Source organism: Streptomyces sp. NPDC101393, assembly GCF_044767385.1.
GTDB lineage: Bacteria > Actinomycetota > Actinomycetes > Streptomycetales > Streptomycetaceae > Streptomyces.
Genome location: NZ_JBIWNU010000002.1, coordinates 662,228 through 677,045, shown reverse-complemented (window position 1 = coordinate 677,045; position 14,818 = coordinate 662,228). Strand labels below are relative to the sequence as shown.

Sequence of the window (14,818 nt, the reverse complement as noted above, 5' to 3'; positions counted from 1 at the left end):
CGTCACACCTGCTCGTTCTGGTCTGCCGCGGTCGCGGTCATGAGGCGCATAAGGGATTCCTGGGTGGCGGCCGCGCGGTCCAGCTCGCCGGTGAGCCGGCCGGCGGCCATCGTGTAGATCCGGTCGCACATGCCGAGCAGCTCGGGCAGTTCCGAGGAGATGACCAGCACGGCCTTGCCCTGTGCCGCCAAGTCGGCGATCACGGAGTAGATCTCGGCCTTCGCCCCGACATCGATGCCGCGGGTGGGCTCGTCGAGGATCAGCACCTCCGGCTCGGAGAAGATCCACTTGCTGAGGACGATCTTCTGCTGATTGCCGCCGCTGAGCTTTCCGGCCGCCGCGAACACCGACGGCGCCTTGATGTTCATCGAGGTGCGAAAGCGTTCGGCGACCCGGGTCTCCGCGTGCTCGTCGACCCAGCCGCGCCGGGAGACCTTGCCGAGCGCGCTCAGCGAGATGTTGCGGCTGACGCCGTCGGCAAGGTTGAGCCCGAGGTGTTTGCGGTCCTCGGTGACGTACGCGATGCCGTGGCCGATCGCCTCGGGGACCGTGCGGGTCCGGATACGCTTGCCGTCCAGCCGGACCCGGCCGCCGGTGCAACGCCCGTAGGAGCGGCCGAAGACGCTCATCGCCAGCTCGGTGCGGCCCGCGCCCATCAGCCCCGCGATGCCGACGATCTCACCGCGCCGCACATGCAGCGAAACCCCGTCGACCACCTTGCGGTGCAGGTCGATCGGGTGCAGCACGGTCCAGTTCTCGATGGCGAGGGCTATCTCGCCGATCTGCGGGGTGCGTTCGGGGTAGCGGTGCTCCAGGTCGCGGCCGACCATGCCCCGGATGATCCGGTCCTCGGAGATGCCGTCGGCGCCGACCGTGAGCGACTCGATGGTCCGGCCGTCCCGCAGGATGGTGAGCGAGTCGGCGACCCGGGCGATCTCGTTGAGCTTGTGCGAGATGAGGATGCAGGCGATGCCCTGGGCCTTGAGCTCCAGGATGAGGTCGAGCAGCTGACGGCTGTCCTCGTCGTTGAGCGCGGCCGTCGGCTCGTCCAGGATCAGCAGCTTGACCTCCTTGGCGAGGGCCTTGGCGATCTCGACGAGCTGCTGTTTGCCGACGCCGATGTCCGCGACCCGGGTCAGCGGGTTCTCCCGCAGCCCGACGCGGGCCAGCAGCTTCTGCGCGGAGCCGAGCGTGCGGTGCCAGCTGATGATGCCGCGCGCGGCGTGTTCGTTGCCGAGGAAGAGGTTCTCCGCCAGGGAGAGATAGGGGACCAGGGCGAGTTCCTGATGAATGATCACAATGCCGTGCCGCTCGCTGGCCCGGATGTCCTTGAACGCGCAGGGTGCGCCCTCGAAGAGGATGTCGCCCTCGTAACTGCCGTGCGGATGAACGCCGCTGAGCACCTTCATCAGGGTGGACTTGCCGGCGCCGTTCTCGCCGCAGATGGCGTGGACCTCACCGGGCGCCACGGTCAGATTGACGTCGGACAGCGCCTTGACGCCGGGGAAGGACTTGCTGATCGAGCGCATTTCGAGGACGGGTGCGGCCACGATGCTGCTCCGTTCGGCTCGGGGCGGTGCGGACGGCAGGCCGGGGTGGGCCGCCCGCACGGCCGGTGGTGCGACCCGGGGCCCGGGTCCGTGTCGTGCGGGGGCTACTTGAGCTGGGCGGGCGTGTACTGCCCGGAATCCACCAGCACCTTGCGGTAGTTGTCCTTGTCCACGCTGACCGGCTGCAGCAGATAGGCGGGGACGACCTTGGTGCCGTTGTCGTACTGCTCGGTGTCGTTGACCTTGGGTTTGCCGCCGGTGAGCACCGCGTTGCCCATCTGGACCGCGACCTCGGCGAGCTTGCGGGTGTCCTTGTAGACGGTCTGGGTCTGTTCGCCCGCGATGATGGACTTCACCGAGGGGATCTCGGCGTCCTGGCCGGTGACGATCGGCAGCGGCCGGCCCGCGTCGCCGTAGCCGACGCTCTTGAGGGAGGACAGGACGCCGATCGAGATGCCGTCGTAGGGCGAGAGCACCGCGTCGACCCGGTGGGACGAATAGGCCTTGCTCAGGAGGTTGTCCATCCGGGACTGGGCGATCCCGCCGTCCCAGCGCAGGGTGGCCAGCTGGTTGAAGCGGGTCTGCCGGCTGCGGACGACGAGTTTTCCGGAGCTGAGGTACGGCTTGAGGACGCTCATCGCGCCCTTGAAGAAGTAGGCGGAGTTGTTGTCGTCCGGTGAGCCGCCGAACAGCTCGATGGTGAACGGGCCCTTGCCCTTCTTCAGGCCGAGCCTGTCGGCGATATAGGTGCCCTGCAACACGCCGACCTGCTCGTTGTCGAAGGTCGCGTAGTAGTCGACGTTCTCGGTGCCCAGCAGCAGCCGGTCGTAGGAGATCACCTTGATGTTCGCCTCCGCGGCCCGCTGCAGGACGTCGGAGAGTGAGGAGCCGTCGATCGCGGCGATCACCAGCAACCGGGCGCCCTTGGTGATCATGTTCTCGATCTGGGAGACCTGGTTCTCGACGACGTCGTCGCCGTACTGGAGGTCGGTCCGGTAGCCCTTGTCCCGGAACTGCTCGACCATGCTGCGGCCGTCGTCGATCCAGCGCTGCGAGGACTTCGTGGGCATCGCGATGCCGACCAGGCTGCCCTTGGCGTCCCCTCGATCCGCGTGCGGGCCCACGCCGTTGGCGCTCTGGCCGCAGGCCGCCAGCATCAGGGCGAGCGCCGCGGCCGCGAGGCCTGTCAAAACCTTCCGCACACATTCCTCCAGAGGTGGGCCGTGACCTGAATGACCTGAATGACCGGGTGGGGCGGCGCGGGGCGCCGGGGTGTCCGTACGCCGTGGTCCGGCGGTGCGGACGCCGTCACCGGTGGCACCGGGCGCGGCGCCGGGCCGTGCCCGGTGGGTGTACGGACACGGCCGCCGGAACGGGCCCGGCCGCCGTCCGGCCAGGCCCGTCATCCGGCCTGGTGCACCTGAGTGTTAACGCTAACAGTGGGGTCGTCAAGAGCCCCGTGGGTCACCGTTGCGTATCGCGGCCGCCCCACCGCCGGCGCCTGCCGGACGCCGTCCCGGCCCCCGGACCAGGGCGCCGCTCACCCCGTCGCGGGCCCCTGGCCTGCCAGTCCCGCGAGCCCCGCGGCACGGGAGAGCAGCGCGACGAGCATCGCAAAGGTGAGCCGGCCGGTGAACGTGTTGCGCCGGCTCGGGTGATAGCTGCCGAGCACGTGCAGCTCCTGCCGACTGCCGTTCGCGGGCAGCGTCAGCTGCGCGCCGTGGCCGAACGCGGGCCGGGGGCGGGGGAGTTGCCACCCCGCAGCGCCGAGGACCGGCAGCAGCGCCTGCCACCCGAACGCCCCCAGCGCGAGGACCGTACGCAGCCCGGGACCCAGGAGATCCAACTCCGCGGACAACCACGGCCGGCAGGTGTCGCGCTCGGTGGGGGTGGGCTTGTTCTCCGGCGGAGCGCAGTGGACGGGCGCGCTGACCCGCACCCCGTACAGCTCCAGCCCGTCCCCGCGGTGCGTCGCGGTGGGCTGCGACGCGAGGCCGACGGCATGCAGCGCCGCGAACAGGAAGTCGCCCGAGTCGTCGCCGGTGAACATCCGGCCGGTGCGGTTGCCGCCGTGCGCGGCGGGTGCCAGCCCGACGATCGCCAGGGCCGCGTCCGGTGCCCCGAATCCCGGCACCGGCTTTCCCCAGTACTCCTGGTCACGGAAGGCCGCGCGCCGCGTCCGGGCCACCTCCTCCCGCCACTCCACCAGCCGGGGACAGGCCCGGCAGCCGGCCACCCGCGCGTCCAGCTCGGCAAGGTCGCGGCAGCGCGGCGCGTGATACGCCGGGAACATGACGTCGCTGCGGGCCGGCGGCGGGCCCGCCGGTACGGACTCGGCCATCTACGAACCGTCGCGCGCGTCCGGCCGGATGAGGCGGTAGGGGCGGCGGGCCGGGTCGGCACGGAACCGGTGTGGGGCGACGCGGCCGGGGGCGTGCGGGAACGCGGGCCGCCAGGCGCCGTCCACCCGGAGACCGACCCGGCCGGCACACGCCTCGCCCGCGGCCTCGCCGCCCGGCAGCCGCCTGAAGAAGCCGGCGAATGCCCGCGGCTCGGGACAGCCCAGGGCGACGGTGCGGACCTGCGCGACGGGCATGCTGCCTCCCTGGGACGACCGGACGACGTCCTCATTGTGCTCCGTCATTGCGCTCCGGCGGCCGCACCACGGCACGAGAGCGACGTGGGGGCGCGGCGCCGGGCCGCCGCGGCGTGGACGCCGCGGCGGGCCTGCGCGCACTTCGGCCAAGGACCGGCACGTGAGCATGGCGCGAGCGGCGAGCGGCGGGCGGTGGATGCCGAACGCCGAAGGCCGGACGCCCCGCGCGCCTCGGCCGGTGGGGCGGTGATCGCCAGGCCCTGTGCCCGCATGCACCGGCAGAACCTCCCCCCACGTACCCGAATGCCGCCAAGTCCGTTGTGTGGCAACGGAGTTCCATGGTGTGACGGGGGCGACCGGATCCGGGCTCCAGCCGGTGGGCCGACGGCCGTGTGCGACCGTCCGGGCAGCACGCCGCCCTCGCGGCCGGACGCGGAGCCCGCACTGCGCCTCACCCCCCACCAGCAGGGCCGAGGAGGACGCCGTCCACCACAGCCGGTCATCCGGCAGCTCCCGGCAGCTCCCGGCAGTCCGGCCGGCGTGGCACCATCCCCGCCCTGACGCGCGAGGCGCCGGGCGGGGCGGGGACGCACGCGGGGGGCGCGCGGCAGGCGTCAGGGCACCTCCGGCAGGGCGTACTCGCTCATCGCGTCCATGAGCCAGTGCGCGAGGTGGTCGGCGAACGAGGAACGGGGCAGCAGCCGGTAGGCGTCGTCGCCGGTCTGCCACAGGATGACCGGCACCGGCCCGATCCGGGTGGCCAGAGCCTGTCCGCGGCCGAAGGCACGCGGATGGAGATCGAGCGCGCAGCCCTTCTCCAGCACCTCGCGGGCGGCCGGGCCGCGCAGCTCCAGCACGGTGCGGTTGGCGGAGACGTCCACCACCGATCCGGGCTCCCCGGCGAGCGCCTCCTGCAGCTCGTCGGTGACGGACGGCGCCCCGGGCGGCGAGACGACCAGCCATTCATCGGGGCCCAGCCACAGGGCGGTGCGGCCGCGGGCGGTCGCCGTGTCGCCGCACCGGGTGGGCAGCGGGCCGCCCAGGGTCTTGGCGAGCCGGCCCGCCGCCGGGGAGTCGGGGTCGGCGCGCAGTGCCGTCATCGAGGCGCAGGGCCACTCGGCGAGGGACACCGCCCGTGGCCCGGTGACGGTGGCGGCGCGCAGGGCGCCGGTGAGGTGTGCCAGCGGGCTGCGGCGCAGCGCGGCCGGTCCGGCGGCGGAGAGGTCAGCCATCTCGCTTGGTCCCTTCGGGGTCGTAGAGCACGGGGGAGCCCACCTCGACGGGCACCAGTTCGTCGCCGACCACGGCGCGCAGTGTCGCGCCGGCCCGGTCGCGGCCCGCGGACACCAAGGCCAGCGCGAACGGCCGGCCGAGCGCCGGGCTGTAGTAGCTGGAGGTGACGTGGCCCAGCATCGGCACGGGCCCGTCCGCGGGAGTGAGCGGGACCCCTTCGTCGATGATCTGGGTGCCCTCGGGCAGCCGGGTGCTGCGGTCGGTGGGCAGCAGCCCGACCAGGTGCCGGCGGTCGGTGCGGGCGGTGTCGGGGCGGGTGAAGGAGCGTTTGCCGACGAAGTCCTTCAGTCGGGAGACCACCCAGGACATTCCGGCGTCCTGCGGTGTGACGGTGCCGTCGGTGTCCTGGCCGACGATGATGAAGCCCTTTTCGGCGCGCAGCACATGCATCGTCTCGGTGCCGTAGGGCGTGCCGCCGAAGGGGCGGGCGGCCTCGTCGACCTGGTCCCATACGGCCCGGCCGTACCAGGCGGATACGTTGATCTCGTAGGCGAGTTCACCGGAGAAGGAGATCCGGCACACGCGGGCCGGGATGCCGGAGGCCAGGGTGGTCTCGCGCACCGCCATGAAGGGGAAGGCGTCGTTGCTGACGTCCAGGTCCGGGGCGAGCCGCGCGATCACGTCACGGGAGCGGGGCCCGACCACGGCGACGGTGGTCCACTGCTCGGTGACCGAGGTGCAGCTGACGTCGAGTCCGGGCCATTCGGTCTGCAGCCATTCCTCCAGCCAGTCCAGTACGGCCGCCGCGTTGCCGGTCGTGGTCGTCATGAAGTAGCGGTCCTCGGCGAGGCGGAGCGTGACCCCGTCGTCGAAGATCATGCCGTCCGGCTTGCACATCACTCCGTAACGGGCGAGGCCGGGCTTCAGCTTCTTGAAGCCGTTGGTGTAGATGCGGTTGAGGAATTCCCCGGCGTCCGCGCCCCAGATCTCGATCTTGCCGAGGGTGGAGGCGTCCATGAAGGCCACCCCCTCGCGGGCCGCCCGGCACTCGCGGATCACGGCGGTGTCCATGTCCTCGCCGGGCAGCGGGTAATACCGGGGCCGCTTCCACTGGCCGACGTCCTCGAACTCCGCGCCCCGCTCGACGTGCCGGTCGTGCAGCGCGGTCCGGCGCACCGGGTCGAAGAGCGCGCCGCGCTCTCGCCCGGCCAGCGCGGCGAAGGACACCGGCGTGTAGGGCGCGCGGTAGGTGGTGGTCCCGATCCCGCCGGGCGATTCCTCGCCGAGCAGTGCGGCGATGACCCCGATGGCGTTGACACCGGACGTCTTGCCCTGGTCGTTGGCGGTGCCGAGTGAGGTGTAGCGCTTGATGTGCTCGGCGCCGCGCATCCCGGCGCCGGTGGCGCGGTGCACATCGGCGACGGTGACATCGCGCTGCAGGTCGACGAAGTGCCGGTCCCAGTCGCCCGGATCGGCCCCGTCGCCCGCGACCAGCCACAACGGGCGTACGGGGGCGGGCGTGACGGCCCCGTACGCGGGCGGGGCGGGCAGCGGCGGCGTGTCCGCCTCCGAGTGCGGATGCCCGGCCGCTGCTGCCGCCCGCGCGCCGGCCCACGCCCCCTCCGCGAGGCAGCCGGCGACGTCGTAGGTGCCCGACACGGCACCGGCCAGATGCTGCCCGTCAACGGCCTCGGAGGGCAGGAAGGCCGCGCGCTCGGCGTCCCAGCGCAGGGTGCCCTGCCGCTGGCTGTGCAGATGCACCACCGGACTCCAGCCGCCCGATACGGCCAGCAGATCGCAGTCGACGTCCTGGCCCGGCCCGGTGGGCAGCCCCTCCTCGTCCAGGGCGCGGAGCGTGACACCGGTGAGCCGGGAGGCGCCCGCGGTGTCCGTCACGGCGCTCGCGCTGTCCACCCGCACACCGGTCGCGACGGCGAACTCCGCCGCACATGGCGACAGTTGGTGGCGGGCATCAACGACGGCGGCGACCGTGACACCGGCGGCGACCAGATCCTCCGCGGTGGCGTACGCGCTGTCGTTGGTGGTGGCGACCACGACCCGCGAACCGGGCGCCACCGCATAGCGGTTGAGGTAGGTCCGCACCGCGGACGCCAGCATCACGCCCGGCCGGTCGTTCCCCGCGAACACCATCGGCCGTTCATGGGCGCCGGTCGCCAGCACGACCTGGCGGGCCCGGATGTGCCACAGCCGCTGCCGTGAGACCCCCGCGGGGGCGTCGTCCCCGAGGTGGTCGGTGCGGCGCTGCACGGCCAGCACGTAGTTGCCGTCGTACGAGCCGAAGGCGCTGGTCCGGGTCAGCACCCGGGTCTCGGGGGCGGCCGCGAGCGCGGCGCGGGTCGCGGCCGCCCACGCACGGAGGTCCTCGCTCCCGGCCGCCCCCGCCCTCTCGGAGAGCAACGCACCGCCGGTTTCCGGCTGTTCGTCGAGGAGGATCACCCGGGCGCCGGTCGCGGTCGCCGCCGCGGCCGCCGCGAGGCCGGCCGGTCCGGCGCCGACGACCAGCACATCGGTGTGCACGTACTTCTTGTCGTACACGGCGGTGTCGGGCGTCGGGTCGAGCCGGCCACGGCCGGAGAGGGTGGTGGCGGCGAGCCCGTCGTGGAGCTCGACGGTCGTGGCCGGCAGCATGCTCTCCGCGCACGGCCCGGCGAGCCGGAGCAGGGCGTTGGGTTCCTCGGTGCCCGCGGCGAGGATGCCGCGCGGGCGGGCCCGGTAGAGGGACGGCGCCACCTCGATGACGCCGCACGCCAGCATCGCGGAGGCGACGGTGTCGCCCGGATGGCCGGTCAGCTCCCGCCCGTCGAGGGTGAAGCGCAGTGCGGTGGTGCGGTCGATCCGGCCACCGCGGGGCAGCCGGAAGTGCTGGTCGGTCATCGGGGTCCTCCGGCCTCTTCCGCCATCCGGCGGTCGTCGGTGCGCGGTGCGTCGGCTGACGGGCCGGTGGCCGGCGGATCTCCGTCGCCGGGGGTCACCGGGCTCGGGTCGCCGGGCCGGTAGGTGGCCAGCACGCGGTAACTCACGGTGTCCCGCACGGCGTTGAACCAGCGTCGGCAGCCGGTGCCGTGCATCCACCGCTCGGCGAACGGCCCCTTGGGGTTGTCGCGGTAGAAGACGTACTCGGCCCACTCCCGGTCGTCCAGCTCGGCAGGGGCCGCGGGGAAGGCGATATGGGCCTGGCCCCCGTAGTGGAATTCGGTCTCGTCGCGCGGACCGCACCAGGGGCAGTTCAGCAGAAGCACGATGACCTTCTCTCAGTGGGCCACGGCCGCTGCGCCGTGTTCGTCGATGAGGGCGCCCGTGGTGAAGCGGTCGAGGGCGAAGGGCTCGTTGAGGGGGTGCGGCGCGCCGGTGGCGAGCGTGTGGGCGAAGGTGAAGCCGGCCGCCGGGGTGGCCTTGAAACCGCCCGTTCCCCAGCCGCAGTTGACGAAGAGATTGCCGACGGGCGTGGCACCGATGACGGGGGAGGCGTCGGGGGTGACGTCGACGATGCCGCCCCAGGTGCGCAGCACATGCGCGCGGGCGAACACGGGGAACAGCTCCACGGCCGCCGCCATCTGCTCCTCGATGACGTGGAACGCACCGCGCTGCCCGTAGCCGTTGTAGGAGTCGACGCCGGCTCCCATCACCAGCTCGCCCTTGTGGGCCTGCGAGACATACACGTGCACGTGGTTGGACATCACGACGGTCGGGTGGACCGGTTCGTGCAGCTCGGAGACGAGGGCCTGGAGGGGGTGGGACTGCACGGGCAGCCGGAATCCGGCACGTTCGGCGAGCACACTGCTGTGCCCGGCGGCGGCGAGCCCGACCCGTCCGGCGTGGATCCGCCCGCGGTTGGTCTCGACCCCGGTGACCCGGTCGCCGTTCTTGACGAACCCCGTCACCTCGCAGCCCTGGATGAGGTCGACGCCCAGCTGGTCCGCGCGGCGGGCCAGCGCCCAGGCGACGTGGTCGTGCTTGGCGATCCCGGCCCGGGGCTGGTAGGTGCCGCCGAGCACCGGATAGCGGGTGTCGGGCGAGGTGTTGAGGATCGGGCAGACCTCGGCGACCTCGTCCGGGGTGAGCCATACGGAGCCCACGCCGTTGAGGCGGTTGGCGTTGGCCCGCCGGGTGCCCTCGCGGACGTCCTGGAGGGTGTGCGCGAGATTGAGCACGCCGCGCTGGCTGAAGAGGAAGTCGTAGTCCAGCTCCTCGGGCAGCCGTTCCCACAGCTTCAGCGCGTACTCGTACATCGCCGCGCTCTCGTCCCAGAGGTAGTTGGAGCGGATGATGGTGGTGTTGCGCGCCATGTTGCCGCCGGCCAGCCAGCCCTTCTCCAGGACGGCGACGTTGGTGATGCCGTGGACGGCGGCGAGGTAGTAGGCGGTGGCCAGGCCGTGTCCGCCGCCGCCGACGATGATGACGTCGTAGGAGGAGCGGGGCTCGGGGTTGCGCCAGAGGTGTTCCGGGTGTTCCGGCAGCGGTGCGGTGCTCATACGGCGGATCCCCCCAGGTGGTCGTAGAGCGGGAACGACTTCGCCAGCGCCGTCACGCGGTCGCGCAGCACTCCGGCCCGTACGTCGTTCAGCCCGTGGTTGCGGGTCGGCTCCCCGCTGTCGCCCGCGTCGCCCTTCAGCGCCTGCGCGATGATGTCGGCGACCTCCCGGAATTCCGCGGCGCCAAAGCCCCGGGTGGCCAGGGCAGGGGTGCCGATGCGCAGCCCCGAGGACACCATCGGGGGGCGCGGATCGAAGGGCACCGCGTTGCGGTTGACGGTGATCCCGATGCGGTGCAGCCGGTCCTCGGCCTGCCGTCCGTCCAGCGCCGAGTCCCGCAGGTCGACGAGGACGAGATGCACCTCGGTGCCGCCGGTCAGGACGGAGATGCCGGCCTCGGCGATATCGTCGGCCAGCAGCCGGCCGGCCAGGATCCGGGCGCCCGCCAGGGTCCGCTGCTGGCGCTCGCGGAAGCCGGCCGAGGCGGCGGCGTGGAAGGCGACGGCCTTCGCGGCGATCACATGCTCCAGGGGTCCGCCCTGCTGGCCGGGGAAGACCGCGCTGTTGATCTTCTTGGCGAGCGCCGCCCGGCTCAGGATCACCCCGCCGCGCGGCCCGCCCAGCGTCTTGTGCGTGGTCGTGGTGACGACATCGGCGTACGGCACCGGGCTGGGATGCAGTCCCGCGGCCACCAGCCCCGCGAAGTGCGCCATGTCGACCAGCAGAAAGGCGCCGACCTCGTCCGCGATCCGGCGGAAGGCCGCGAAGTCCAGCTGCCGCGGGTAGGCCGACCAGCCCGCGACGATCATCTTCGGCCGGTGCGCGTGGGCCAGCCGCGCCACCTCGTCCATGTCGACGCGGAGGTCGGACTCCCGTACGTGGTAGGGGACCACGTCGTAGAGGCGGCCGGAGAAGTTGAGCCGCATGCCGTGGGTGAGGTGGCCGCCGTGCGTGAGGTCGAGGCCGAGGAGGGTGTCCCCGGGCTCCAGCAGTGCGGCCATCGCGGCGGCGTTGGCCTGTGCTCCGGAGTGCGGCTGGACGTTGGCGGCCTCGGCGCCGAAGAGTTCCTTGACGCGCTCGACGGCGAGGCGCTCGATGACGTCGACATGCTCGCAGCCGCCGTAGTAGCGGCGGCCGGGATAGCCCTCGGCGTACTTGTTGGTGAGCACCGACCCCTGCGCCTGCATCACCGCGGCGGGCGCGAAATTCTCCGACGCGATCATTTCGAGGGTCGACTGCTGGCGGTCCAGTTCCGCGTCGATCGCCGCGGCGACCTCGGGGTCGAGAGTGCTGAGCGGGAGGTCGAGGGGTGAGCTGTCGGTGGTGACCGAGGGATTCTCCGGCATCTGCGCACCATCCTGAAAAGCGGTTGATGGGCAACTGATATATCAGCCCTTGCGGTAAGGTATGGGAGTCCGTTGAACAGGTCAAGGGGGGCCAGATGAAGCCTGCGGAGCCGGCCGCCGAGGACCTCTCGTACGCCGAACGCGCCTATCGGGACCTCCGCGACCGCCTCGTCATGCTCGACATCCGCCCCGGCGCGCCGATCAACGAGGACCAGCTCGCGCAGTCCCTCGGATTCGGCCGCACGCCCGTCCGCGAAGCCCTCAAGCGGCTGCAGTACGAGCGGCTGATCGCCAGCTACCCCCGGCGCGGCACCTTCGCCACCGAGGTCAACATCACGGACCTGGCCCATATCTCCGAGGTGCGCCGCCAGCTGGAGCCGATGGCCGCCGCGCAGGCCGCCCGGCGGGCGACGGACGACGACCGCGACCGGCTCACCGCCCTCCTCGAAGAGCTGGAGAGCGACCGCGCCCAGCGGCGCAGCGCCGATGCCCACCTGCGCCTGGACCTCCAGGTCCACCGCGCCATCTACGCCGCGACGCACAACCCGTACCTGGAAGACACCCTGGTGCGCTACGACAACCTCGCCACCCGCGTCTGGTGCCTGTTCGTCGACCGGCTGCCCGGCATGGCCGGACACGTCGGCGAACACGGCCCGCTGCTGCGCGCCGTCGTCGCCGGCGATCCGGACAAGGCAGGCGCACTCGCCGGCAGTCACGTCGACGGCTTCGAACAGGCCATCCGCGCCGCCATCTGAAGCTCACCGCGCGAGCCCAACAGCGGTTACCCGCGCGGGACATGACGAGCGGGCCCCCGGCGTACGACTCCGTGGGCGAGCCGTGCGCCGGGGGCCCGGACGTCCTTGGGGTGTCCGGTCAGTCGTTGCCGGGATGCCCGGCGGTCAGGCCCGGATCGCGCTCCACCACCGGATCCAGCGCGTCATCCACCGCCTTCAGCAGATCCGCGTCGAGCCGCACACCCGCTGCCTTGACGTTCTCCGCGACCTGCCCCGGGCGCGAGGCGCCCATGATGGCGGTGGCCACGTTGGGGTTCTGCAGCACCCACGCCACCGAGAGCTGGGCGAGCGTCAAGTCCGCCTGATCGGCGAGGGGTTGCAGCCTCTGGACCCGCTCCAGCACCTCGTCGCGCAGCCAGCCGGCGACGAAGGTGGCGCCGCCCTTCTCATCGGTGGCGCGGGAGCCCGCCGGAGGAGCGCCGCCCGGCGTGTACTTGCCCGTCAGAACGCCCTGGGCGAGCGGAGACCACACCACCTGGCTGATGCCCAGCTCCTGCGAAGCAGGCACCACATCGGCCTCGATGACCCTCCACAGCGCGGAGTACTGGGGCTGGTTGGAGATCAGCGGCACCCGCAACTCGCGGGCCAGCTCATGGCCGGCGCGCAACTGCTCGGCCGTCCACTCCGAGACGCCGATGTAGTGGGCCTTGCCGGAGCGGACCACGTCGGCGAAGGCCTCCATGGTCTCCTCCAGCGGGGTGGAGTGGTCGTAGCGGTGTGCCTGGTAGAGGTCGACGTAGTCGGTCCGCAGCCGGCGCAGGGAGTTGTCGATCGACTCCATGATGTGCTTGCGGCCCAGGCCGCGGTCGTTGCGGCCGGGGCCGGTCGGGAAGTAGACCTTGGTGAAGATCTCCAGTCCCTCCCGGCGCTCACCGTGCAACGCCCGGCCGAGCACGGCCTCGGCGCGGGTCTCGGCGTAGACGTCCGCGGTGTCGAAGGTGGTGATCCCGGCATCCAGGGCGGCGCGGATACAGGCGGCTGCCGTGTCCTCCTCCACCTGGGAACCGTGAGTGAGCCAGTTGCCGTACGCGATCTCGCTGATCGTCAGGCCGCTGCGGCCGAGTCGGCGGAATTCCATGGACGAACTCTCTTCGGCTGGTGACGGATGGGGGCGCGGCCCGGGATCCGGTGCGCGCCCGGCTCCCGCGCCGCGCTCCGGTCGATCCTGCCCGCGACGCCGGTTTCCAGTCGTCGGGGCCCGCTCGCGCCGCGGCCCTGATGCCGAACCGGCGCCGGTCGACGGCATGGTGGGAGTCGCCGTGGCCCCCGCGGTCGGCTGCTGCCGGTGCTCACCTGCACCGTCGAGGATGACAGGACCGCTCATTACGGCGTGAGCACCGCCGCGCCCCTCCGGCACATCGGCCTCGCGGTCCTCAACTGACAGTGTGGACACGGGCGATGACAGAGCCACCCGCCGTCCGAATCCGACCGCCGGCCCGGCCTGTTCGCCGCCCGGAGCAGCCGAGTTCCGCTACCGTCTCCAGATCCAGTCCCACCCGAACGCGGGAGGAGATCCCCGTGGATGACGTCACGACCCACGGTGCGTACGAGGACGCCTACAACGAACTGCTCGATGCCGCCGGCCGGCTCGACACGCTGCGGCGCCTGCAGGGCGATGGCGTCGAGCCGCACGCCACCGCCGCCCTGCACGCGGTCCGCTTCGCAGCCGCCCTCCTGTGCCCGACCGTGCCGGGCGCCGCGCGGCCGGGCTTTTCCACCGACACCGAGCGGCTGCTCAAACTCGCCGCCCATTGGCGCGAGGCGGCGCTCGCGCTCGGCGCCTTCGCCCCTCCGCCGCCCGCCCTGCGGCTCGTCACCGACGAGAACGCCTCCACGTAGCCCTTCGCCGCCGCGCCCCCGGGGCACCGGCTACCGCGCGGCGCACGCCGGCTCCTGCCGCGCCGCCGGTACTGGGGCCGGTCGGTCCCCGGCCGGCCCGGACGGCCCCTGTGAACGGGCGCCGCGGCGGCCGATGGTGGGAATCCGGGGCCGGGGAAGGCAGACGCGCGGCGTCGTCCTGGGCGGATGCCCGAGGCCCGCGGAGCCGGTGCGCTTCGGAAAGGGGCACGAGATGAAGCGCCGCAGGGTCGGAAGCGTGATGAGCGGCGATGTCGTGCGGGCGCGGGGCACCATGCCGGGCCCGGACATCGCACGGCTGCTGGCCGAGCACGACATCAGCGGGCTGCCGGTGGTGGACGCCGACGACAAGGTGCTCGGGGTCGTCTCCGCGACCGACCTCAAGCGCCCCGCACGGCCGGCCGGCAAGAGCACCGCGGCCACGGCCGCCGAGCTGATGTCCGTCCCGCCGCGCACCGTACGCGCCGATGACTCCCTCGTGCGGGCGGCCCGCCTCATGACCGAGCACCGTGTGGAGCGGCTGCCGGTCGTCGACGAGGAGGCCCGCCTCGTCGGGATGGTCACCCGCCGCGACCTGCTCCGGATCTTCCTGCGCACGGACACGGAGATCCGTGAGGAAGTGCTCGACGAGATCATGGTCCGCGCGCTGTGGCTGTCCCCGCACACCGTCACTGTCGCGGTCGACGCCGGCGTGGTGACGCTGACGGGCCGCCTGGAGAACAGCGGTGACGCGGCCATCGCCGTCCGGATGACCCGCCAGGTCGACGGTGTGATCGCGGTCGTCGACCGCCTCACCCACCGCCACGAGGCGGCGCACCACCAGCCGGCGTAGCCGGTACACGGCAATCAAGGGGGGCGGCTCCCGGTCACCGTGGGGCCGCGGCACGCTTGCGGGACCCGGGCCGAGGCCAGGGTCCCGCATCCCGCAAACATGCCCCGAGGTGTCAGG

At 72.5% G+C, this 14,818-nt stretch carries 13 protein-coding genes; 3 read left to right on the top strand and 10 right to left on the bottom strand.

Annotated elements, in window-relative coordinates:
- Nucleotides 1–2 precede the first annotated feature (2 nt).
- The 9 genes from mmsA to glyA all read right to left on the bottom strand — a co-directional run bounded on the left by mmsA (nt 3) and on the right by glyA (nt 11,218).
- Nucleotides 3–1,529, bottom strand: coding sequence for a multiple monosaccharide ABC transporter ATP-binding protein (gene mmsA, locus ACIRQ7_RS08665; RefSeq protein WP_404261360.1), 1,527 nt, complete (start codon nt 1,527–1,529; stop codon nt 3–5).
- A 125-nt stretch (nt 1,530–1,654) separates the two neighbouring features.
- Entirely contained in the window at nt 1,655–2,707 is a 1,053-nt protein-coding gene (gene chvE, locus ACIRQ7_RS08660) for a multiple monosaccharide ABC transporter substrate-binding protein (RefSeq protein WP_404261358.1), read from the bottom strand.
- A 383-nt stretch (nt 2,708–3,090) separates the two neighbouring features.
- Complete coding sequence (locus ACIRQ7_RS08655; RefSeq protein WP_404260988.1) at nt 3,091–3,891, bottom strand: uracil-DNA glycosylase; 801 nt, start codon at nt 3,889–3,891, stop codon at nt 3,091–3,093.
- Complete coding sequence (locus ACIRQ7_RS08650; RefSeq protein ID WP_404260986.1) at nt 3,892–4,146, bottom strand: hypothetical protein; 255 nt, start codon at nt 4,144–4,146, stop codon at nt 3,892–3,894.
- A gap of 614 nt (nt 4,147–4,760) precedes the next feature.
- Nucleotides 4,761–5,378, bottom strand: coding sequence for a sarcosine oxidase subunit gamma (locus tag ACIRQ7_RS08645; RefSeq protein ID WP_404260984.1), 618 nt, complete (start codon nt 5,376–5,378; stop codon nt 4,761–4,763).
- Nucleotides 5,371–8,274 carry a sarcosine oxidase subunit alpha family protein gene (locus tag ACIRQ7_RS08640; protein WP_404260983.1) on the bottom strand — a complete coding sequence of 968 codons (2,904 nt, stop codon included), beginning with the start codon at nt 8,272–8,274 and terminating at the stop codon, nt 5,371–5,373. The genes ACIRQ7_RS08645 and ACIRQ7_RS08640 overlap by 8 nt, the downstream gene beginning before the upstream one ends.
- Nucleotides 8,271–8,639 (bottom strand): sarcosine oxidase subunit delta, encoded by a 369-nt coding sequence (locus ACIRQ7_RS08635; protein WP_404260981.1) that lies wholly within the window; start codon nt 8,637–8,639, stop codon nt 8,271–8,273. Before ACIRQ7_RS08635 ends, ACIRQ7_RS08640 begins: the two co-directional genes overlap by 4 nt.
- Before the next feature lie 12 nt (nt 8,640–8,651).
- Nucleotides 8,652–9,872 (bottom strand): sarcosine oxidase subunit beta family protein, encoded by a 1,221-nt coding sequence (locus ACIRQ7_RS08630; RefSeq protein ID WP_404260979.1) that lies wholly within the window; start codon nt 9,870–9,872, stop codon nt 8,652–8,654.
- Entirely contained in the window at nt 9,869–11,218 is a 1,350-nt protein-coding gene (gene glyA, locus ACIRQ7_RS08625) for a serine hydroxymethyltransferase (protein WP_404260977.1), read from the bottom strand. The genes ACIRQ7_RS08630 and glyA overlap by 4 nt, the downstream gene beginning before the upstream one ends.
- A gap of 95 nt (nt 11,219–11,313) precedes the next feature.
- Between glyA and ACIRQ7_RS08620 the strand changes: the two genes are divergently transcribed.
- Nucleotides 11,314–11,973: a GntR family transcriptional regulator gene (locus tag ACIRQ7_RS08620; RefSeq protein ID WP_404260975.1), complete on the top strand. Its 660-nt coding sequence runs from the start codon at nt 11,314–11,316 to the stop codon at nt 11,971–11,973.
- Nucleotides 11,974–12,091: 118 nt separating this feature from the next.
- On the opposite strand, the gene ACIRQ7_RS08615 is transcribed toward ACIRQ7_RS08620, so the two are convergent.
- Complete coding sequence (locus ACIRQ7_RS08615; protein WP_404260974.1) at nt 12,092–13,090, bottom strand: aldo/keto reductase family protein; 999 nt, start codon at nt 13,088–13,090, stop codon at nt 12,092–12,094.
- A gap of 440 nt (nt 13,091–13,530) precedes the next feature.
- Here ACIRQ7_RS08615 and ACIRQ7_RS08610 point away from each other — a divergent pair, with 440 nt between their 5' ends.
- Nucleotides 13,531–13,851, top strand: a complete 321-nt coding sequence (locus ACIRQ7_RS08610) for a hypothetical protein (RefSeq protein WP_401468326.1) — start codon at nt 13,531–13,533, stop codon at nt 13,849–13,851.
- Nucleotides 13,852–14,083: 232 nt separating this feature from the next.
- Entirely contained in the window at nt 14,084–14,701 is a 618-nt protein-coding gene (locus ACIRQ7_RS08605; protein WP_404260971.1) for a CBS domain-containing protein, read from the top strand.
- Nucleotides 14,702–14,818 lie beyond the last annotated feature (117 nt).